The 21,675-nt window shown below is 40.2% G+C and carries 17 protein-coding genes; 8 read left to right on the top strand and 9 right to left on the bottom strand.

The annotated features are described in order from the left end of the window. Positions 1 to 515: 515 nt before the first annotated feature. The 8 genes from WSC_RS0103845 to WSC_RS0103805 form a co-directional block, all read right to left on the bottom strand. Complete coding sequence (locus WSC_RS0103845; RefSeq protein ID WP_016954587.1) at positions 516 to 1,589, bottom strand: extracellular solute-binding protein; 1,074 nt, start codon at positions 1,587 to 1,589, stop codon at positions 516 to 518. After that, positions 1,586 to 2,356 carry a spermidine/putrescine ABC transporter permease PotC gene (gene potC / locus WSC_RS0103840; protein WP_016954586.1) on the bottom strand — a complete coding sequence of 257 codons (771 nt, stop codon included), beginning with the start codon at positions 2,354 to 2,356 and terminating at the stop codon, positions 1,586 to 1,588. Before potC ends, WSC_RS0103845 begins: the two co-directional genes overlap by 4 nt. Further along, complete coding sequence (gene potB / locus WSC_RS0103835; protein ID WP_016954585.1) at positions 2,343 to 3,230, bottom strand: spermidine/putrescine ABC transporter permease PotB; 888 nt, start codon at positions 3,228 to 3,230, stop codon at positions 2,343 to 2,345. The genes potC and potB overlap by 14 nt, the downstream gene beginning before the upstream one ends. Next, the gene (potA, locus tag WSC_RS0103830) at positions 3,227 to 4,342 is read right to left on the bottom strand and encodes a spermidine/putrescine ABC transporter ATP-binding protein PotA (RefSeq protein WP_016954584.1); all 1,116 of its coding nucleotides are present in this window, start codon (positions 4,340 to 4,342) and stop codon (positions 3,227 to 3,229) included. Before potA ends, potB begins: the two co-directional genes overlap by 4 nt. Positions 4,343 to 4,572: 230 nt before the next feature. Continuing rightward, positions 4,573 to 4,842, bottom strand: coding sequence for a hypothetical protein (locus WSC_RS0103820; protein WP_016954582.1), 270 nt, complete (start codon positions 4,840 to 4,842; stop codon positions 4,573 to 4,575). A gap of 403 nt (positions 4,843 to 5,245) precedes the next feature. Next, complete coding sequence (locus WSC_RS0103815; protein ID WP_016954581.1) at positions 5,246 to 5,887, bottom strand: response regulator transcription factor; 642 nt, start codon at positions 5,885 to 5,887, stop codon at positions 5,246 to 5,248. Positions 5,888 to 5,889: 2 nt separating this feature from the next. Next, positions 5,890 to 7,566, bottom strand: a complete 1,677-nt coding sequence (locus tag WSC_RS0103810; RefSeq protein WP_169315453.1) for an ATP-binding protein — start codon at positions 7,564 to 7,566, stop codon at positions 5,890 to 5,892. Positions 7,567 to 7,749: 183 nt separating this feature from the next. After that, entirely contained in the window at positions 7,750 to 10,884 is a 3,135-nt protein-coding gene (locus WSC_RS0103805; RefSeq protein ID WP_016954579.1) for a TonB-dependent receptor domain-containing protein, read from the bottom strand. Between the two features lie 176 nt (positions 10,885 to 11,060). Here WSC_RS0103805 and WSC_RS23910 point away from each other — a divergent pair, with 176 nt between their 5' ends. The 8 genes from WSC_RS23910 to WSC_RS0103765 all read left to right on the top strand — a co-directional run bounded on the left by WSC_RS23910 (position 11,061) and on the right by WSC_RS0103765 (position 20,097). Beyond that, entirely contained in the window at positions 11,061 to 11,804 is a 744-nt protein-coding gene (locus WSC_RS23910; RefSeq protein ID WP_016954578.1) for a FlgO family outer membrane protein, read from the top strand. A gap of 20 nt (positions 11,805 to 11,824) precedes the next feature. After that, complete coding sequence (locus WSC_RS0103795) at positions 11,825 to 12,184, top strand: hypothetical protein (RefSeq protein ID WP_016954577.1); 360 nt, start codon at positions 11,825 to 11,827, stop codon at positions 12,182 to 12,184. A gap of 122 nt (positions 12,185 to 12,306) precedes the next feature. Continuing rightward, the gene (locus tag WSC_RS0103790; RefSeq protein WP_016954576.1) at positions 12,307 to 14,154 is read left to right on the top strand and encodes an RICIN domain-containing protein; all 1,848 of its coding nucleotides are present in this window, start codon (positions 12,307 to 12,309) and stop codon (positions 14,152 to 14,154) included. A gap of 115 nt (positions 14,155 to 14,269) precedes the next feature. Beyond that, on the top strand, positions 14,270 to 16,309 hold the full coding sequence (locus WSC_RS21785; protein WP_016954575.1) for a TonB-dependent receptor: 2,040 nt from the start codon (positions 14,270 to 14,272) through the stop codon (positions 16,307 to 16,309). A 9-nt stretch (positions 16,310 to 16,318) separates the two neighbouring features. Next, positions 16,319 to 17,719, top strand: a complete 1,401-nt coding sequence (locus WSC_RS0103780) for a PQQ-dependent sugar dehydrogenase (protein WP_016954574.1) — start codon at positions 16,319 to 16,321, stop codon at positions 17,717 to 17,719. Between the two features lie 79 nt (positions 17,720 to 17,798). After that, on the top strand, positions 17,799 to 18,260 hold the full coding sequence (locus WSC_RS21780) for a demethoxyubiquinone hydroxylase family protein (protein ID WP_016954573.1): 462 nt from the start codon (positions 17,799 to 17,801) through the stop codon (positions 18,258 to 18,260). A gap of 323 nt (positions 18,261 to 18,583) precedes the next feature. After that, a complete protein-coding gene (locus WSC_RS0103770; RefSeq protein WP_016954572.1) occupies positions 18,584 to 18,847 on the top strand; it encodes a helix-turn-helix domain-containing protein in 264 nt (87 codons plus the stop codon). Then, positions 18,844 to 20,097 carry a HipA domain-containing protein gene (locus tag WSC_RS0103765; RefSeq protein ID WP_016954571.1) on the top strand — a complete coding sequence of 418 codons (1,254 nt, stop codon included), beginning with the start codon at positions 18,844 to 18,846 and terminating at the stop codon, positions 20,095 to 20,097. The genes WSC_RS0103770 and WSC_RS0103765 overlap by 4 nt, the downstream gene beginning before the upstream one ends. A 61-nt stretch (positions 20,098 to 20,158) precedes the next feature. Here WSC_RS0103765 and WSC_RS0103760 read toward each other — a convergent pair whose 3' ends face one another. Then, positions 20,159 to 21,574 (bottom strand): family 43 glycosylhydrolase, encoded by a 1,416-nt coding sequence (locus WSC_RS0103760; protein ID WP_016954570.1) that lies wholly within the window; start codon positions 21,572 to 21,574, stop codon positions 20,159 to 20,161. Positions 21,575 to 21,675 lie beyond the last annotated feature (101 nt).

The raw sequence follows: 21,675 nt of genomic DNA, 5'->3' as shown, positions 1-21,675 counted from the left end.
GTATTAAAAATCTAACCAGAATTGATGTGATCGCGCTTGGTTATTGGTGCGATTTATATCATTGAAATTGTGCATTGCATATTAGCGCGGATAGAGGTTTACAGATAATTTACAAATGCAGCAAGGTTTGTGGCAAAGAAGGTCAAGCTGATTAGGATTGTTTTTAGACATTTTGGTTGTGTTAGTAACTTTAAGCCGCCTAAAACAGTGCCGCGACACAATAGCTGAGAAGGTAAATGGGTGTGTTGCGAACAAAACTTCACAAGAGAGGGATATCTTGTGCGAGCGAGCTAGGGACAGCCTTGAAGCGTTTTTGTGGGTAATACCCCATTTGACTTCGACTTATAGGGCACAAGTTAACGGTGCAAATCAGCTGAAAATCGTGAACAGTTCACCAAACGCTGCAAGTCATCCCTGAGCGCTCTCGAATTGCATCCATGCAATTCAAGGTTGGTTCACTTGCTCACAATTCCCATCTTCATCAGGCACTAGTGCTGCTTTTAGCAACGTAAGAATTAAACACCCGCTTTTAATTTTTCCCAGTATTTTTCAAATACTAAAATTGATTCACCTAAATCTTTGTGAATACGACCTTTTTGAATATCTTCCGCATCAGGGAAGATGATCTTATTGTCACGTAACTCAGGTGCTAACAATTCCATAGCTGCTTTGTTTGGTGCAGCATAACCTAACTCTTCAATAGCGGCTTTAGCGCTTTGTGCGCGTAACATAAAGTCGATAAATTTATGCGCGTTTTCAACATTTGTTGCACCTTTAGGAATAACAAAGCTGTCTACCCAAACAATTGCACCTTCTGATGGGTAAATAAACTCAATGCTCGGCATTTCTTGCTGTGCCATATAAGCTTCGCCATTCCACATAACACCAATATTTACGTTACCTTGAATTAATGGGGTTTTTGGTGAATCAGAGTTGATCATTTTCACGCCTGACCACAACGATTGTAACGCCATATAAGCTGCTTCAATTTCAGCTTCGTTAGTGGTGTTATCATCAAAACCTTTAACGGCTAAACCAACACCCATAATGTCACGAACGTCGTCCATTAACATTAATTCGCCAGCTACCTCTGGGCGCCATAAATCTTGCCAGCTGGTAATTAACGTAGGGTCTATTACTTCACTGTTTACAGCAATCGCTGTGCTACCCCATAAATAAGGGATACTGAATTGATTATTTGGGTCATAATCTTTGTTCAACATGTTTTCATCTAAGTTTGCATAGTTGCTTAACTTAGCTGTTTGAATTGGCTGTAATAAACCTTCTTTACGCATTTTTTCCACGTAAAAAGTAGAAGGCACAGCGATGTCGTAACCTTCACCCTTTAACAACTTGATTTTGGCATACATAGCTTCGTTGCTTTCGTATGTAGCATACTCAACTTCAATGCCTGTTTCCTCGGTAAATTGAGCCAATACATCTGCCGGAATGTATTCAGTCCAGTTGTAAATAACCACTTTTTCTTGTGGTTTAGCTTTAGCAGCTGCAGTTTGTTCAGAAGCCGGTTTTTCAGAGCAACCAGTTGCACCGATAACTGCTGCCATCATTACTGAAAGTAATTTTTTCATTGGGTTTTATCCTTACGAATAAGTAGTTGAGAAATAATGACAATAGTCAGTGACACCACCAACAGTAGCGTTGAAATGGCGTTAACTTCGGGTGAAACACCCACTTTCACCATGGAATACACCTTTAACGGCAATATTTCATAGCCCGGCCCTGTGACAAATGCGCTGACTATCACATCGTCTAGCGACAGGGTAAAACTTAGTAACCAACCAGAAATCACCGCAGGTAAAATTAATGGCAGGATAATTTCAATAAATATACGTAGCTCACTTGCACCTAAATCTTTCGCGGCATTGAGCATACGCATATCAAATTCTTTAAGGCGCGCGTACACAGCCACAATGACGAAAGGTAAACAAAAGGTAATATGTGCGATGACCAGAGAGACAAAACCTAAAGTGATACCTAAGCTGATAAAAACAATTAGCAGTGCAATCGCCATAACTATTTCAGGCGTTAACATGGCAACAAACACCATAGACGACAACAAAGCTTTGCCCTTAAATTGATACCTATGCAAAGCAACCGCGGCTAATGTGCCAATTACAGTTGCGGCTGTCGCTGCAATTACTGACACAGTTAACGAATTAAGCGCAGCTTGAATTAATCCATCGTTATTAAATAGTTTTGTATACCAGCTGGTAGTAAAGCCCCCCCATTTAACCCCGTATTTAGATTGGTTAAATGAGTTGATCACCAACACAAACATAGGTAGATAAATTAGGCTTAAAATGAGCGCGATATACAATTTACTAAAAATTCGCATCACCTAAACCTCCTTGTTTGTTGGCAAACTTCGCCGCTCTAAAATACAGCCACAACATAAAGGCTAATAACAACATAAGTAATACGCTAAAGGCAGAGCCGAATGGCCAATCACGCGTATTTAAAAACTGGGTTTTAATCACATTGCCGAGCAATAAATTTTTCGCACCACCCAATAAATCAGCTATGTAATACATGCCCATTGAAGGTAATAACACCATTAAACAACCTGCGACTATGCCAGGCATAGTTAGCGGAATAGTGATGTGCCAAAACCTTTGCCATGCATTTGCACCTAAATCTTGAGCAGCTAACTCTAATTTGCTGTCGAGTTTTTCAAGAGATGAAAACAGCGGCAACACCATAAAGGGCAGCAAGATATAACATAGGCCAATTATCACAGCGCCTTGGGTGTACATAAGTTGTAAAGGTTTATCAATCACATCCAGCGCTAATAAAGCTTTGTTGATTAACCCCTGTTTACCCAAAATAAATTGAATGGCATAGGTCCGCACTAGCGAGTTGGTCCAAAATGGCACTATCATCAAAAATAACGCAATTGCTTGCCAGCGTTTATCTAACTTACTGATTGCTAAAGCAAACGGATATGCGATTAACAAACAGCAGATAGTCGCCAGTATCGACATAGTCAGTGAGTCGAGAAACACTTGTAGATACAGAGGATCAAAGGCTTTTTGGTAGTTAGCGATATTAACTGGTAGTGCGACTGTGTTTTGTGGATCACGAGTTAAAAAACTGGTGATCATCACCAATACACTTGGAAAAAACACAAACAAGGTTAACCATAAACTGGCTAAACCAATAGCAAGGCATTTAAAGATGCCGCAGTTGAAGGTGAAGTTATTCAGCTTCATGCTGCAGCTTCACTTTTTTCAGCTGGCATAACCACTTCCCAGCCGGGCACCCATTTTAATGCGACTTTTTGATTTGGCCTGTAATCAAATGATGGATCATCTTCGTTGAAAAACTCACTGGCAAGTACCTCTATACCTGAGCCTAAACGAATTAATGAATCTAAGGTTTTGCCTTTGTAGTTACGCTCAACCACAGTGCCGACTAGGTACTGGCTAGCATGAAAATCATCAATATATTCAACGCGTAAATCTTCAGGGCGCAACAAAACATGCACCTTGTCACCGGCAGTGAAGTTATGCTGTGCTTTTAATGTCCATTGCAAACCTTCGACTTTAACATCGTATGTGTGGTCACCATCAACACTAACAATTTCACCGTCGAGTTGATTTATCTCACCAATAAAGCGCGCGACAAACAGGTTGGCTGGGTTTTCGTAAATTTGTCTCGGTGTGCCAAGTTGCTGAACTTTGCCTTGATGCATAACTAAAATGCGATCAGACATAGATAAAGCTTCTTCTTGGTCGTGTGTTACATAAATAAAAGTAATGCCGAGTTTGCGTTGTAAACGCTTAAGCTCTAACTGCATTTGCTGACGCAATTTATAATCAAGCGCAGATAAAGACTCGTCTAATAACAATACCTTAGGTTGATTAACTACAGCACGGGCAATAGCCACACGTTGCTGCTGACCGCCAGACAATTGTGCAGGTTTTCTATCGGCTAAATGGGCGAGTTGCACCATTTCTAGTGCTTCAAGCACACGTGGTTTAATTTGTTTTTTCTCCACACCTTGCATACGCAAACCGAATGCAACATTGTCGAATACCGTCATATGCGGGAATAGTGCGTAACTTTGGAATACAGTATTGATTGGGCGTTTTTCGGCGGGCACTTGGCTGATATCATTACCCAGTAATACTATGCTGCCCGCATCAGGCATTTCCATGCCAGCGATCATGTTCAAAATAGTGGTTTTGCCACAACCAGACGGGCCTAATAAAGTAAAAAATTCACCATCAAAAATAGTTAAATCGAAGCCAGACAGGATCGAGTGCCCAGCGTAAGACTTTTCCAGCCCACGCAGCTGTAATAAAGCAACTGAATCGTTCAACCGCTAAATCTCCAAAATGTAAATAAAAACAAAGTGTTAATTGGAAGCTAAAGTGGTGGGCCAGAGAAATGCAGAAGGGCTGATTTTGCACACGTTAGCGAAGCGAAATTTATCGCAATTTTTGCAAAATACAAATAAAAAATTGCATAAAAATGGAAATTTTTTGGCTGTGGATTAGGTAGGGCAATAGCGCAGCTGTGCCGCGCTATAAGCTAGTGTTTTTGAGAGTTTTAGAAACCGAACTTAACACCGGCGCTGATGAGGTCAGCATCATCAACTCGTTCTAAACTCAATTCAAAAGCCATAGCATCGTTGGCTTTAAAACCAATGCCAGCGCCAAAACCAAATTTGTTACTGCTGTCACTGGTGTCGTTAACACTCAGGTTGTAGGTGCCTACACTCGGAGCGCCATATAAATATACACCATTGTCGTATTCGTATTGGCCGCGCAAAGTAAATAGGTAAAGAAAATTCGACGCTAGACCAATAAGAGCGGCCACTGTCGTTGGAAATACCAAAACCGAATCTAAGGCTGGGTATTAACTTAAACTGCTCAGCAGTATTGTATTTGTAACCTAGTTCTAGATTGATAGTATCTATATTGACGTCACCAATATAACCAAGATCTTCATTCACAGAAGTGTAGTTGATCCCGCCAACCCAATTTGCACTCGCACCAATACTAGTTAATGACAACGCAAGCGCCAAAAGAGATTTTTTAAACATGATTTCCTTTACCTTTATTTTGTGTGTAATTTATTGGCCATTCTTTCGGGGGCATTTTAATTTTGGCTAGGGTAAGCGACAACATCATGAATACGTATTCAGTAAAACTGATTTATCCGTTGAGCTCACCAACTTATGCGTTTGTTGTAAGCTGTAGCTTTTTCTTGGAGCTATAAATCAACTCATAGCTATTTCATTGCAGCTAATCAAGCCTGCTTCTAAAGCCATTTTGAGCATGGAAAATTGATTTCTTAGCTCGAGTTTTTGCATTATGTTGGCGCGATGCACATGCGCTGTTTTAGGCATCATGTCGAGTTGGCTAGCAACTTGTTTTGGGTTGAAGCCGCGGGCAAAACAGATAAAAGCTTCAAATTCACGCTCGGTTAGGCTGGTTAGCTGAGATGGACGTTGTTGGCTGGATATTTCTAATTTGTTTTGAATGTCGGCGCTTAAATAATTATCACCATTGGCAACCGATTCAATTGCATCAATTAAAGTAGCCGCGGCAACTCGTTTAGATAAATAGCCAGCAACTCCCGCAGCTAACGCATCACTTATATATGGGTTGTAGTCGTACATGCTTACCATAATAAATTGGCAGTTTGGCATTTTTGCACTGAGCTGTTTAACTAAATTAATGCCATTACCACCAGGTAGTGAAATATCCACAATGCAAATATCGGCTGGTGTTTTCGGCAATTGTGCTAAGGCACTATGAAAGTCGATAAAGCCTGCAATTACCTTATAACCCTCGCTGGTTAATAACCGACTAAAACCATCTAAAACCAGTTGATGATCTTCCACTATCGCGATATTCATAGTTAGTTATTCCCTTGTGTTAAATCAAAGTGGACAATTATTTGTGTGCCTTGGCTGTTACTGCTGATATCGCAACTACCTTGTAAACTTGCGACTCTGTCTTTAATACCTTCTAAACCAAAACCCGCTGATTGATCATCTAGGTGAAATCCAACACCGTCATCTCTTATTTGCAAATGTAGTTGGTTGTTTTCCAAACAAATAAACACCTGTACTCTGTTGGCGTTGGCGTATTTAATACAGTTGTTGATGGCTTCTTGCACGATACGAAACACAGCTATTTGATATTTCTCAGCTAGTTGATTGATATCACCAACCACATTTGGGCAATATTGCACATTCTGTTTGTGTAATCGGCCAGCAAAATAATTGCCTTCAATAGTTTTATGCAAACCTAAGTCATCAAGCACTCGAGGGCGCAACCAATGCATGAGTTGATAGACAGACTGATAAATTTTATCGGCACTGCTATTTAACTCTTTTACTTGCTCGGGTTGGATTAATCCACGTTTGTATTGTCTGTCCATAATTTCTAGTTCCGTTTTTAGTGCGATTAAACTTTGACCAACTTCGTCATGTAATTCTTGCGATAATTGTTTGCGCTCTTGCTCTTGTACTGCAACTACTTTGCCAGCCAGTTTTGCATTGCTTCTTGCGAGTTTTTTTAAGTCTTCACTGTGTTGCAATAGTTGTGAGTGTTTATGGGTTAGGACATTGGTTACACGTTTGTGTTCTGTGATCACCGCTCCGATAAACAAACCTGTTAGGTTAACCGCCAACAAATAAAACTGCGCGTTTTGTAAAACTTCTGGCGCTTGTTGGTAGGTGCTAACTAAGATAAGCACATTGGCTAAGCTGGTGGTAACAACCGCGCCCACCCAAGCATAACGATAGCTAAACCAAATTATGGGTAAAAACGACAAACAATATAAAAAGCTGACTAAATTAGGCTGCAATTTGTAGATAATACTAGAGGCAACAACTAGGCTAGCTACAACCAAGATGGGTACTTTTATTGATTGAAAATTAACGTGTTTAAGCGCACTTTTATTAGTACGCCATAACTGCACAAGATAGATAACTAAAAAACTGCTTGGGGTAATTAACAAAATAGCCACTAATCCACCCACGACTGCGGATAAATAAAAGCCTAAAGTAACTATTTCTACATTGTAATTGTCCCAAAAAACGTATTTAGCTGCGTCTATACAGCGATAGATAATTAAGAATAGAAAAAATACTAATAAACCACGCACCGACCATAACCAATTGTGCGCTATTATTCTGCGACCTATATACATGGGTAGATAGATGAATACAAAGTTATTGACTAAGTTGTAGAGTAACGAATACCAAGGCCAATATTCACCTTGGTAAAAATAATGTACTTGTTGGTAGCCTGCCCAAGTACCAAGATAAACGGCAAACCAGTATCTATATGGCAATAAAAGTAGTGCAATAAATTGTAAACCGCTTGGAAAAAACCAAGTAATTTTGTGTTCAAAGCTAAACCAATTTTTTGCAAAAAAATACAGTAGGTAAAAGCTTGCTGTGTACAGCACACAAACCACAATTTGTTTAATGACTGCTGTTAAGGTGTATTTCGATAATAAGTTTTGTTTTAGTGTCGCGAGTTTATGCAGTAATTTTTGCTGCTGAGGCCAAAATACACGCGGCATAATCCAATAACAGAGTATTGCGTAACAGGGTTGAGTTAAAAAAGAGATTATTTCTAAGTGAGGCCGCAGAGTATGGTAAAATACTCTACCCAGCAATGTTTCAACCACTCCAATAATTATCATCAACCAACAAGTTGATATAAGCAGTTTTCTGGTAACGGCTTGTTTATTGGCTAACATAGTTTAAAACCTATAACTTAGGCCAATTTGCATTTGCCAAACGGATGCGTTGAGGTCGGCATAAAACCATGAGTTGTCACTAAATCCATAATAAGGTTTACGATAAACATATCGCCCTTGCTCATCTACATTAAATGCAACTAATGGCCTGTCGGAATCTCCTCTATTCTTTATTTTGCCCCAATCAGAGTTGAAAAAATTAAGTAGATTTTTGATAGTCAGATAAACTTCAGCTTGGTGGTTGCTGCTAAAGGCTGGCAGTTGCTGGCGAAAATTTAAATCTAAATAACTTTGCCACGGCGCAAAATGTTGGTTTTTAGCTGTGTAGCCGCCAGCATATTGCTCAAGATTAAATTGCTTCATGTATTCAGCTAACTCAGCATAATTCAAGTCTTGATAAAGCACGTTGGTGTCATTTTCTGTTGGAATATAGGCTAGGTAACTTGAGTAATACGACAGATCATTTTGGTCGCCAAAGTCTGTTGAATAGTAACTTTCTAACGTCCAACTATATGGTGTGCCGCTGCGGCGTTCAAACTGCAAGCTAAGTTCGCTGGCATAGTTTTTTAACCAGTTAAATTGATAGGTTAGATTAACCGCGAGTTTATGTTTTACTTGATATGTGCTGGTACCAACAGGTGGATTATTACGGTTGATCGTTGGCGCCGTTGTATAGTTGTAGCCTGCGGTTGAGCCGTAACCTGGTTGAATTTCATCAATGTTTTGATTAGCGTACAGCATAGACAGTTTTAGTTTATCCAGCCAATTCGCTTGGCTGGATAAACTCCATATCTGGCTATGGGTATTTTGCCCTGAATTTGTCAGCGCAATATCGTATCTACTGGTGTGTTCGCCTGTTAATGGATCTAAAGTTTGATACAAAATTCGACCACCATCTTGAGTGGTTTTTACCGAGCCATCCGTATTGGTTTGTGGGGTACGGATCTGTTCTTGCCAAATAACATCATGGCGATTTTGTTGGTAGAGAAACTCTAATTGATGTTGCCAATTCGCGCCTAACCAAGTGTTTTGTGGTGTGTATTGATAAGTTGCTGAGCTTTTTGCGCTGTAAGGTAATTTAAAGTTAGGTGATAGTGAATTTGTATAGCCATCTGCCTGCTGTAAGCTGGCTTTTACTTGGTTGGGTACTTGTAAGTTGACATAAGTTAGATAAATGGCGCTATCGACACTTGCTGGATCAAATTGGGTATAAGTGATGCCATCGTTACTATAATTGTTTGCCAGCCAAACCAAAGGTTGGCCACCACTAAAATAACCTGCGCCTAAACTCAATTTGTGTTGAGGGTTAATTTGCCAAATGAGTTGAGCACGCGGTAATAAAATATCAAGGCTATCAAGTGTGTGGTTGTTATTAAAGCCAAATCTTTGGACAAATTTAGGGTTTAATTTGGGGGCATTCGCCATATACATTTTCTGATAACGCAAACCCAGTTCTACATTGAGTGCTTGGTTTATTTGCCAGTTATCGGCCAAAAATAAACTGAGCGTAGCTAGTTTTATATCCACTTCCGCATCTGCTGGATTGTTAGTGTAAACATTGGCGTAGCTAAATTTGCTCGCTTGCTGATTAGCAAAATCTTCTATCGAATTAAACAGCCAACTGCCTTTAGAATTTGGCGCGAATAAGTTTTTAGTTTGTTGTTGCTGCCATTCAATACCAGCTAACAATGAGTGTTCAAGCCACTGATAGTCAAAACTAAATTGGCTAATAAATGTTTGATTTGACAATTGATTAGCATGGCGATAAATATCTGAGCCAAAAGAAACCGCAGCTGTGGGGCGATTGCCGTTGGTTTGGCTATAAACTGTGATATCGGCGAAGTCTGACAAGGATGTTTGTTCTGTCGTTACCTCTTTATAAGCCAGTTTAAACTCGCTGCTTAAATTATCTGTCCAATCAGCATGCCAATAGCTGGTAGCTGATTTGAGCGTTTCAATTTTATTGTACCAATGGCTACTCAAATACAAATCAGTTGCGCCCCAACCTGTATTGCGAGTTAAGTTGCCTTGGTTATATTGTAAAGTGGTAGACAGTTTATGTTGTTGGTTGGCAAACCAATCGAATTTGATTAACCATTTTTCATCTTGCTCTTGCGGCTGTGTAAGCCAATCACCAATGTTTATTTGATAGGTGTTTAATGCGATTTGTTGAATTTTATTCACATCTTCGAGTGTTATATCAGCATTATTGGCGCCATTTTCCCCTAAGGGAACCCAAACTGAAGTTTTCGGGCTAGTAAAAGCCTCGTAAGCGACAAAATAATAAAATTGCTCGGACAATGAGCCGCTAAAATCAAAGCCAAAAAACTTGTGGGTGAAATGATCTAACTCAGCTTTGCTGCCATCGTCTTTAATTAATTTGCCAGATAATTGTTCATTGCCATATTGATAAAATACCCCCGCAGAAAAATTCTCTGCACCCGATTTGGTGGTGACATTAATATCACCACCGATGAAATTATTAAAGCGCACATCAAATGGTGCAGGGCTGACACTTACGTTGGCCAACGCAGCAAAAGGTATCGGTAATCTTTGTGTTGGGTAACCGTTGGAATTTAAGCCGAAGTTGTCATTTTGTGCCAAACCATCAACCGAAAATTGATTCATTTTTGGATGTTGCCCGGCAATAGATAAAGGTGCATCTGTGCCAAGTTGTTTAATGACATAAACCGACTGATTTAATGCTTGTTTGATGTCGCGATTAAACACACTTAAATTGTGTAGCTGTTTGGCATTAAATTGGTTTGGATTAACTGTTTGTCGGCCAACTACTTGAATGACTTCTTTGTTGTTAGCAGGAGCTATGGTTAACCACTTATCCTGATTAAGCTCTAAGGTAAAACTTTCTTCAAAGATCACATGCTGTTGGTTGTGTACTGTCAGTTTATATTCTTGCCCCGCAGCTAAGTTGTTAAAGCTGAAGGTTTGTTGGCTATTAACATCTTTTTGCAGTTTAAGCTGTTGCTGCGCATTGGTTAATATCAGCTCACATGGGCAATTTGTATCATCAACCACGCCTCGTAGCTGGCTAGTAATGTTGTTGGCTAGCGCTTGGTTGTTGTAGAAAATGTGTAGAATGAATAGGGTGATAAAACACGGGCGCGCAGAGTACGGCATAAATCCCTTTAGCTTTAATTATTTAAATATATCCGATAGTTAGTGCCAGATTATAAATGTTAAAAACACTATATCCAACACAATGTCTAATAAAAACACTAGGAATTTTTCTTATTTAAATATTGGCGAAGGAGTCGAAGATCATAACAAGACTATTGATTTGAAGGATTCATAAAATGCGTAAAACTCGCCAATTAATTCAACTGCTAAGCTGTTCTGTGTTATTGTCTGCTTGTACCACAATGACGATTAAAGATTCACGTATTAACGATTGTGATATGTCTATTTATGGTAAAAAAGAAGGTGCGGCTGACTGTATGACGCGTCAACAAGTAGTAGCCGCACCTGCACCTGAGCCAGCCCATGTGCACACAATGCCAACAGGTACTGCGCCTGTACCAACGTATAATTCTGTTTGGCAGGCTGGGCCGCAAAACCCTTATGCGAATCACCAAGTTTTAACCAATTACATTTCAAGGATCGCCAAAGAGCTAGTTGCGAATTTACAACCTTATTATGTGCGTAGCATGGCTGTAACTTCTTTTGTTAACTTAGATTCTACTTTGCAATCGAGTAATTTAGCCGGTAATCAAATAGCCGAAGAATTTATTACTGAAATGCGTCAGCTCGGTTTGCCAGTTGTTGATTTTAAAGCGACGGGTTTTATTAAAGTGAGTCAGGGAGGTGATTTTGTATTTAGCCGTCAAGCTCGCGAACTGCGCGAAATGCAAGGCATAGAGCATGTACTATCTGGCACTATGGTGTGGCATCAAAATGGTTTAGTGATTAACGCTAGAATCATCGACTTAAACAGTAATCAAATACTTGCAGCGTCTAAAGGTTTTGTGCCTTATTTTGTGGCTGATCAGGCGTTTTCAGGGCCATCGCAAGTTAGATTTCATAACTATTCAGCACACTAACTTTCAATTTAGGAGTTGTTATGAATTTAGCTAAATTAACTGCGGTGGGTTTGCTGTTTGCTTGTAGCCAAACGCAAGCGCACTTTGCCAGCGAAACACAAATAGTTGCAGAAATTCCACTGTTACCTAAACAACAAATCAAGACAGCACAAACCGGCTGCCAAAAGGTGCAGTTGGCTGTTTACAAACAAGCGAGTAATATTCCGCAAGGATTAAAAGCCTTTATTTCTGATGATTTGCTCAGTATTGGCATTGAAATTAAACAACACGGCAGTTTATTTGCCGTGTATAGCAAAAGCTCAACAGAGCCGAAATTAATCAAACAACTTGCCGAAAAACTACTCAAGCAGGGTTTAGATGTACTTGTGGTAAACTGTTAGTTTGTGAAATGTTAAAAAAGAGTTTCATTTACCTTTTAAATTAATATAATATTACTGTATTGTTGTTTTGCACTAACACGACAACAAATTGGTTTATACACACACAACAAAAAGGTAGGTCTATGAAATACTCTAATTTAGCAGCGGGTATCTTATTAGCTATTGGTGCTGGCAGCGCTTTTAACGCAGCGGCTTTAACTAACGGTACTTATGTATTAAAAAATGCCCATAGTGGCAAGGTTATGGACGTTTCGGGTCGTTCAACAGCAGATGGCGCTAACATTATTCAATACACTCAAACCAACGCAAACAACCAGTTATGGGATGTTACCAATGTAAATGGTAACTATTCGATTGTTTCAGTTTATAGCAAAAAAGCATTAGAAGTATATAACTTTGATTCAGCTGATGGTGCCAACATTGTCCAATGGGCTTACTGGGGTGGACCTACACAGTTGTGGACATTAGATGCTTTGTCTAACGGTAATTACGGTTTAATCAATCAACACTCAGGTAAAGCGGCTGAAGTTTATAATTTTTCAACAGCTAACAGCGCTAATATTGCCCAGTGGACTTATTGGGCTGGTGCGCCACAACAGTGGACATTAGAGCATGCAACTTATGCAAACCCAACCCTTGCTAGCTCGCAATTTACTGATGTTACAGTGCACGATCCGTCAATTTTTGAAACCACAGTCAATGGTCAAAAAACTTACTACATTTTTGGCTCGTTCGCAGCATCGGCTAAATCGACCGATTTAATGAATTGGACTTTAGTATCTGAAGGCGTGAATAACAACAACCCTTTATTTGGCTATAACCTCACCAATGAACTTGCTGAAGGTTTTGCTTGGACTGGCGACAATACAGCCTTGTGGGCAGCGGATGTTGTACAACTTAGCACAGGTGAATACGCTTATTATTACAATCAAAGTTTAATGACAGAGCCACGCGGTTACACAGGTGTTGCGACTAGCTGGAATGTTGAAGGTGCGTATTCAAACACAGGCTTGATCTTAAAATCAGGTATGTGGGGTCAAGAAAGTGAAAATGCCGGTGAAATTTACGACCCGACTATTCATCCAAATGCAGTAGATCCACACGCGTTTTACGACAAAGACGGCAAAATGTGGTTAGTCTATGGTTCGTATTCTGGTGGTATCTTTATTTTAGAAGCTAACCCAGCAACAGGTAAACCATACGCAGGTCAAGGTTATGGTAAACACTTATTAGGTGGTGATCACAGCCATATTGAAGCAGCATTTATTCAATACAGCCCAGAAACAGGTTACTACTATTTGTTTAGCTCGTTTGGTGGTTTAGCATCAGACGGTGGTTATAACGTACGTGTTGCTCGTGCAACTTCGCCTGACGGCCCATATTATGATGCGCAAGGCAACAACATGGCGAATGTACGTGGTGATCGCAACTCAATTGCACCATATGGTATGAAACTTATGGGCGGTTTTGAGTTTGCTGGTGAATATGGTTATTTAGCGCCAGGCCATCAATCAACTGTGTATAACTCAGATACAGGCCAATACTTCTTAGTATTCCATACTCGCTTCCCAAATTCTGGTGAATTCCACCAAGTTCGTGTGCATGAAATGTTTATGAATGCGGACGGTTGGCCGGTGGTTGCGCCACAAAGATACGCGCAATTAAATGGCGCAAATAAGGTTGATTTCTACGATATGGTTGGCAGCTTTAAATTTGTTAATCACGAGAAAGATATCAACACCACAGCTAAGCAGTCAGTTAACATTCAGTTAAATCCGGATGGCACAGTGTCTGGCTCTCAATCTGGTACTTGGTGGATCCAAAGTGGGAATAAATTCCAAATCACGTTAAATGGTTTAGGTACTTTCAATGGTGTTGCGAGCTGGCAATACAATGCGGCAACTAGCCAATTAGTACCAACCTTTAGTGCTTTGTCTAGCGCAGGTGTTTCTGTGTGGGGTACTAAGTAACTTTAGTTTTGTCTAAGGCGGAATGTTATTCCGCCTTAATCCCTTACTGCTCATACCTTCATTTATCGACATTTAACTGGCAGAATGTCGCAAATTCTTCTAAACCGCTTTGTTCATGCTCAATATATTTAGAACTTGTTTAATTTGTTTGCTCTTATGTCAGCAAGTCACAGCTAAAACTACAGAAAAACCAATTGAACGCATTCAGGTTATTTCATCAAAAAGTAATGCGTCGATTATGCAATTGGCGGATTATCAGCAAATTGGCTCACAGTCCTTAGAGCTTTTACAAGCACAACATTTAAACCAAGTATTGTCACGCACAGCTGGAACTTGGTTAAGCCGAGGAAATGGTCAAGAATCCTTATTGGCTATGCGCTCACCTGTATTTACTGGCGCGGGCGCATGTGGTGAGTTTTTAACGCTTGAAGATGGCATTCCACTGCGCGCCAGTGGTTTTTGTAATGTTAACCAGTTATTTGACTCTGCTTTTGAGCTGGCAAGCACTATAGAAGTGGTTAACGGCGCGAATTCAGCAAGATACGGTAGTAATGCGATTCACAGCATGATTAATGTGGTTACGCCTAGGCCGTTTGAGCAAGCTAATCAAGTAAAACTCGGTTTGGGGGCAAATCAGCTAACCAAATTACAAATTAAGCACAATCAAGCATCGAATATTGGTGATTTTTTATTTGCTGGTGATTGGGTGGATACTAATGGCTACCAACAGAATTCGGGTTATCAACAGTATAAATTGCTGGCCAAACACCAAGGCCAGTTAGGTGATTGGCAGTTAGATACAAGTTTATCAGTGCAAGATTTAGATCAAATCACTGCTGGTTATATTCAAGCGGGTGACAAAGCTTATTTAAACAGAGAACTTAGCCAACAAAATAGTTTAGACAATGCCTATCGCAAAGCACAAAGTCAGCGTTTAACTATGCACGCGCAAACTCAGTTAGCGGATGGCAGCTTGGTTAAACTATCCCCTTATCTACGCAACAATAAAATGGACTTCTTAATGCATTATTTGCCGGGTACACCAATTGAAAATAATCAGCACACAAGTTTAGGTGTAATAGGCCATTGGCTGGTGGAGTTGGGTAATCACCATATAGATTTTTCTAGTCAGTTAGAAAGCACCCAAGGCGAAGTTAAACAGTACCAGCCTTGGCCGACGGAAACTAGCTCAGCATTTTTAAACTCAATTTTGCCACAGGGACAGCAGTATGATTTTGCCGTGGATATGCAAACACTGTCGTTAGCGGCCGATTGGAGTTGGATTTGGTCGGATAATTTTTATTGGCAAAATGCCATTCGTTTTGAACAAATAAATTATCAATATACTAACTACTTGGATGATGGCAATAACCAACAAAACGGTGAACCATGTGGCATGGCACCTTGTCGTTATTATCGCCCTGCCAGTCGCGATGACAATTTTGCCGATGTGAGTTTTAGTTTAATGCCTGTATGGCAGTTTAATGCACAAACCAGCGCACATGTTAAGTTTGATAAAGCCTACCGTGCACCGCATATTATGGAGTTGTACCGTTTACAAAATGCCGAACAACAAGCGATTGAAGCCGAAACTGCCTACAATACTCAGCTGGGTATTGAGTATTTAACCGATAAGCTTAAGCTAACTGCAGTTGTGTTTAATATGCATAAACACAATGTGATAGCGCAGAATTCACAGCGTTTGTATGTAAATGACGAGCGCACGCAACATTCAGGTTTAGAGGCTAATTTTGCCTACCAACTTAGCTCTAATTGGCAGTATTCACTGCAAGCTATTTGGGCTAGGCATAAATATAAAAAACAATTTGCTGGCAATGATATAGATACAGCACCTAGGCTGATCGCTAGCCAACAATTGGCCTATACTTGGGCAGATAGAATTAACTTGGAATTCGAGTCTGTTTATATGTCAGACTATTACGCGGATGCTGAAAATCAGCATAGTTATGCTGGCCATTTGTTACATAATATCCGTGCGAGTTTTGCTGTGGCCGACAATTGGCATTTGGCAGTGCAATGGTTGAATATTACTGATAAAGCTTATGCCGAGCGTGCTGATTTTGCCTTTGGTAATGATAGGTATTTTGTTGGGCAGCCGAGTAGGGTATTTGCTCAGGTGAGTTATCAATATTAGGAGAACCCCATGAAATTAAAGTTAATCGCCCTTACAGTTGCTGCATTTTCAGCTGCGTGTACAGCTAAACCAACTTCTGTGGAAGATGTATATGCAGAAAACTGTGCCAGTTGTCATGGCAAACAACTACAAGGTGGCATGGGCCCCAGTTTAATTGATGACGAATGGAAAGGCGGCAGCTCAGCAACTGATATCGCCAAAAGTATTAGCGACGGTAATCCACAAATGGGTATGCCGGCGTGGAAACACGCTTTATCCGATGAATTGATTCAAGGTTTAGCTATATACATTCAAGAGCAAAAAGGTAATCAACAACCACAACAAGTAACCCAAAAAGGTGAGGTATTGCAAAGCCAAGATTATGCTTATTCGCTGAAAACAGTCGGTGAGTTTGACGAAGAAATATGGGGCTTGAGCTTCTTGCCAAATGGCGACAGTTTAATTACCGAAAAAGCTGGTGATGTCTGGTTGTTAAAAAGCACAGGTGAAAAATACAAAATAGCCGATACACCGAAAATTTGGTTGAACGGCCAAGGTGGTTTGTTAGATGTATTGGTGCATCCAGAATATCCGAAAAAACTGTGGATTTACCTAACTTTTGCTGAAAACACAGGCGCAAAACAAGACGGTAAAAACGCTGGCATGACTACACTGGTGCGTGGACAAATCATCAACAACAAATGGGTGAATCAACAAGTTATTTACCGTGCACCACATGATTTACACATAGCATCGGGCGCTCACTTTGGTTCGCGCATTGTTATTCGCGACGGTTATGTATACTTCTCAATAGGTGATCGCGGCCGTATGCACATGGCGCAAGATTTATCTAAAGCCAATGGTAAAATTCACCGCTTAACTGAAGACGGTAAAATTCCTAGCGACAACCCATTTATCAACACTAAAGACGCATTGCAAACTATTTGGAGTTATGGTCACAGAAATCCACAAGGTTTAGCTTTACACCCAGTAACCAATGAAATTTGGGAAAGCGAACACGGCCCGCGCGGTGGTGATGAAATTAACCTAATAGAGCCAAGCTTAAACTACGGCTGGCCGGTAATTACCTATGGCATAAACTACAACGGCCAACCTATCTCAGATAAAACCCATCAAGAGGGTATGCAACAACCTAAACATTATTACGTACCATCCATCGCCACTGCAGGTATGGAATTCTACCGAGGTAAAACCTTCGCAAAATGGCAAAATAACCTGTTATTAGCATCACTTGCAAAACAAGAATTACGCCGTTTAGTGGTCAAAGACCAGCAAGTAATTAGCGACGAGCTATTGGTTAAAGACCAAGGCCGCATTCGCGATGTTGCCGTATCACCAGCAGGTGAGATATTTATCGCGGTAAGAGAGGGTAGTGACAATAAGGTGTTGCAGTTGGTTAAGGTGGATTAAGAAAATGTATCTGTAAGTTGGATTCGATTCGAATTCGCTAGCGTGTGTTTAATGGAAGTAAGATTAGGGGTCAGGGTTAGTGGATGAAATCGACAAACAATTAAAAATAATGCATGCCTGTGAAAAAGGCGCTACTGGGGTTTATTATGGACATAGGCTTGTTGCCAAACTACTTTATCAAGACATTATCCCTGAACTTGATGAAATGCATCGTCATGAGGTCGAGCATTATAAAATATTTGGGCAGTACATAGCGCAAAGAAAATTTTCATCTGTTTTGTTTCCAACGCTCTGGTGTGGCACTGGAATTTTATACGGTTTGGTGGTTGGTATATTAGGACGAAATGCCATTAGGGTTAGTACTTCGACAATTGAATCTATTGTTGATAAAGAGATGACTCTGTCTATTCAAACGCTAATGCCTATACGTCCAGAGCTTGCAAACGAGGTTTCAAAAATTCTTGAAGACGAAAGAGAGCATCAAAGTCTAGCTGCAGAGAAAGCTAAGTATTTTGGTATGACAGCAAGGCTAGTTAGTTGATTATCGGAAGTGTGTTCTTATACAGCAAAAGGTCTTGCCGTATGGGGATGAAACAGAAAACAAATTCCATCAATAATAAAGAAAATTTATGAATTATCTTTTCAAGATGCAGATAAAAATGAACTGGCATTCATTTCGCAGAAACTACTGTCGCTCAAACTAGCTAAATATAAATTTCGACATTCCCCCCCATTCACACGTTCGCGTGTATTTCTATCGAGATTATACGCTCCCTTTTGTTTTTCACGCGTTCGCGTTAATGCCTTTTAAAATTACCATTTTGTGCTAGTCTTTACGCGATAGCGTGAAAAATAAAGGTGCGTATGATTAAGGTGCAATCTGTTAAATCAATTGGTTTAGTTGCTAAAGCAGTTAGAAAGCAACAAAGGCTCGATCAAAAAACCGTTAGTTTGTTATCTGGCAACGGAGTTAATTTTGCGAGCAGTGTCGAAAATGGCAAACCGTCTTGTGAAATTGCTCGAGTGTTAAATTTATTACACTCGCTTGGTATTCAAGTGCAATTAGACTTGCCTGACGGCGTTGACGAATCAGCTATCAAGGCCATGCTAAATAAGGTTGATGGATGAGGACATTAAAGGTTTACATTAACTTAAATTTTATCGGTATTTTATCTGAGCTGAACAATATTTGGCAATTTAAATATACAGAGTTTTGGCTGAATACTCAGGACAATTATCCGTTATCACCCGATATTCCACTTAGTCAACAAATTCAGATAGATGGCGCAACAAATAGGCCGATTCAATGGTTTTTTGACAATCTATTACCAGAAGAGGGGGCTAGAGAATTATTAGCGCAAGACACCAAGGTAACTATATCTGATGCATTTGGTTTATTGGAAGCTGCTGGTGCCGAATCTGCAGGGGCTATCACCTTAACCAACTTAGATTTAAACTCGCTACAAGCTGAGTTGCGACCGTTAACCGAGCAACAAATAAACCAAAGAATTAGTCTATTGCCGGATATTCCATTAAATGGACGTGATGCTAAACGTATGTCATTGGCAGGAGCTCAACACAAAATGTTGGTGACATTGGATAACAATGGCAATATTTTTGAACCAATAAACAACGCGATTTCTACCCATATACTTAAGCCACAGCATTCAAAGCCAGATTTATACTGGCAAACAGTGCGCAACGAATGGTTTGTAATGTGTTTGGCACGAAAATTAGGACTAACAACACCTGATGTTTCAGTGTGTTATTTCCCACAACCAGCGTACATAGTTAAAAGATTTGATAGGGATGATCAAGGGCGTATACACACTTTAGATGCGTGTCAATTACTTGGATTGAGCCATACATATAAGTATCGAGAAAGTTCTATTGAGCGGTTAAATCAGGTCGCGCAAGCTTGTCGTGCGTCTGCGCTAGCTAGAATAACAATATTTCGCTGGATTATTTTTAATACCTTGGTTGGTAATACCGATGCACATCTAAAGAACATTTCAGTATTTTATAATCACACTGGAGTAACAGTAGCTCCAATGTATGATTTAGTCTCTACCGCTATCTATTCAGATGGGCAACCAGTTGACTCAGTGTTATCACAAATACTCAATGGCAAACTGTATTTAGCGGATGTTACTCAAGACGATTTAATTGTTACCGCAAAATCGCTGGGTATACATAGAACAGTTGCGCAGAGAGAAATCACGAACCAGTTAAACAAAATCGAATCAGAGGCTATTACGTTATATAAACAGGTAGAAGTCGATAGCACCATTCCAGCATCGTATAAAGCTGGCGAGTTAAAAATGCTGCGTGAAATTATCTATTTGGTTATCAAAGAAATGGTGAGTAAGCTCAACTAACTCTAGAGTGAATACAAAAAAGGGCGCATAAAGCGCCCATAAAATTGCGTCTAACAACAAGCTAGTAACGCGGCCAGCCGTTTGAATCCCAGTTCAAAGTGCTGATTAATAACTTAGGAGTGCCATTGTCATTTGCATCGTAAGCGTGACGAACAATTACGTCAGTGTTTAAGATATCTTGTCCACCTGGACCAACCCAAACATTGTTACCTGCGTCTAAAATAGAGCCACCGCTGTTCATCATATCCACACCATTTTTATCTAAGTATGGACCACGAATGTCAGTTGCACGTCCGTAAGCGATTTGATAAGTGCTGTCTACACCGGCACAACATTTGCCAATTGACACAAATAAGTAGTAGTAACCTTGGCGATAAATTACCGTAGGTGCTTCAATACCACCTGAGCGGCTAGCTAACGAATATAACGAGCCATATGGTTTCATAGCAATTGGATTGATGCGTTTTAATTTAATACCTGAGTTCCACGAACCAAATACTAACCAAGGTGCGCCGTTTTTATCTAATACTAAATCAGGGTCAATTGCGTTGTAATTGTTGCTGTTAGTAGTATTTACCACTACACCTTCGTCTTGCCAATCGCCTGCTGCAACACTAGAAGCTGAAGCTAAACCAATAGCTGAAACGCGTGAACCAAAGGTAGAAACTGAATAGTATAAATAAGCACGACCATTGTAATGTTTTAACTCAGGCGCCCAAATATCCATACCATCATGCTCTGGTACGTATTGTTGCCACCAACTTAAGCCGTTCGGGAAAATAGCTGCAGCGCCATTCCAGTTCACACCGTCTGATGACCATTTACCATAAATACCTGGGCCTGTTTGGAAAATCCACCAAGTACCATTTTCGTAACCTATGGTTGGATCATGGGTTACTAAATTTCCGCTTAGCGCCCAATGGTTGGCAGCACCATTAGTAGTAGATGGATCCCAAGGTGCGCTTTCAATATTAGCAACTTTAGTGAAAGCCCAACGCTGTGCATTGTTACCTGAGTAAGACCACTGGCCGATATTTGCGCCGTTAGCAGTATCAAAACCTAATAAATCGAGTGCTTTACCACTGTGTTTGTTAATTAAATAATATTCGCCATTGCCAAGGTCGTTAACTTGCCACTTTTGCGTATCGCCGCCCCAGTATTCCCATTGCGTGATGTTACCGCCGTTTTCGGTATCAAAGTTGTACACTTCCATTGCTTTACCACTGCTTAAGTTGATCAGTGAGTAATAGCCGTCGTCAGTTGGGGTAATTAACCATTTTTGCGTGTTGTGACCATTGCTTGGCCATTGATTGATATTTGCGCCGTCGCTTGCATTTGCGCCACCTACTTCTACTAACTGCCCTGTGTGTTTTGAAGCTATTGTATAAACGCCGCTGTCTATTGCATATGATTGCCAGCTTGCTAATGATAATAATCCACAAGCTAAACCTAATATTTTACTGCGTGCTGAGAGCATAAAGCCTCCAAATTTTGTGTGTGAGTGAAAGCAATTTAGTTGCAAAGCTTTTTCTAAAAGTATTTATAACATACTATAGTAGTATTATTTATCAAAGGGGA

The organism is Catenovulum agarivorans YM01 (genome assembly GCF_000281085.1).
Lineage (GTDB): Bacteria > Pseudomonadota > Gammaproteobacteria > Enterobacterales > Alteromonadaceae > Catenovulum > Catenovulum agarivorans.
Note: the sequence above shows the minus strand (reverse complement) of the source record. Positions and strands in the feature narration are given on the sequence as shown.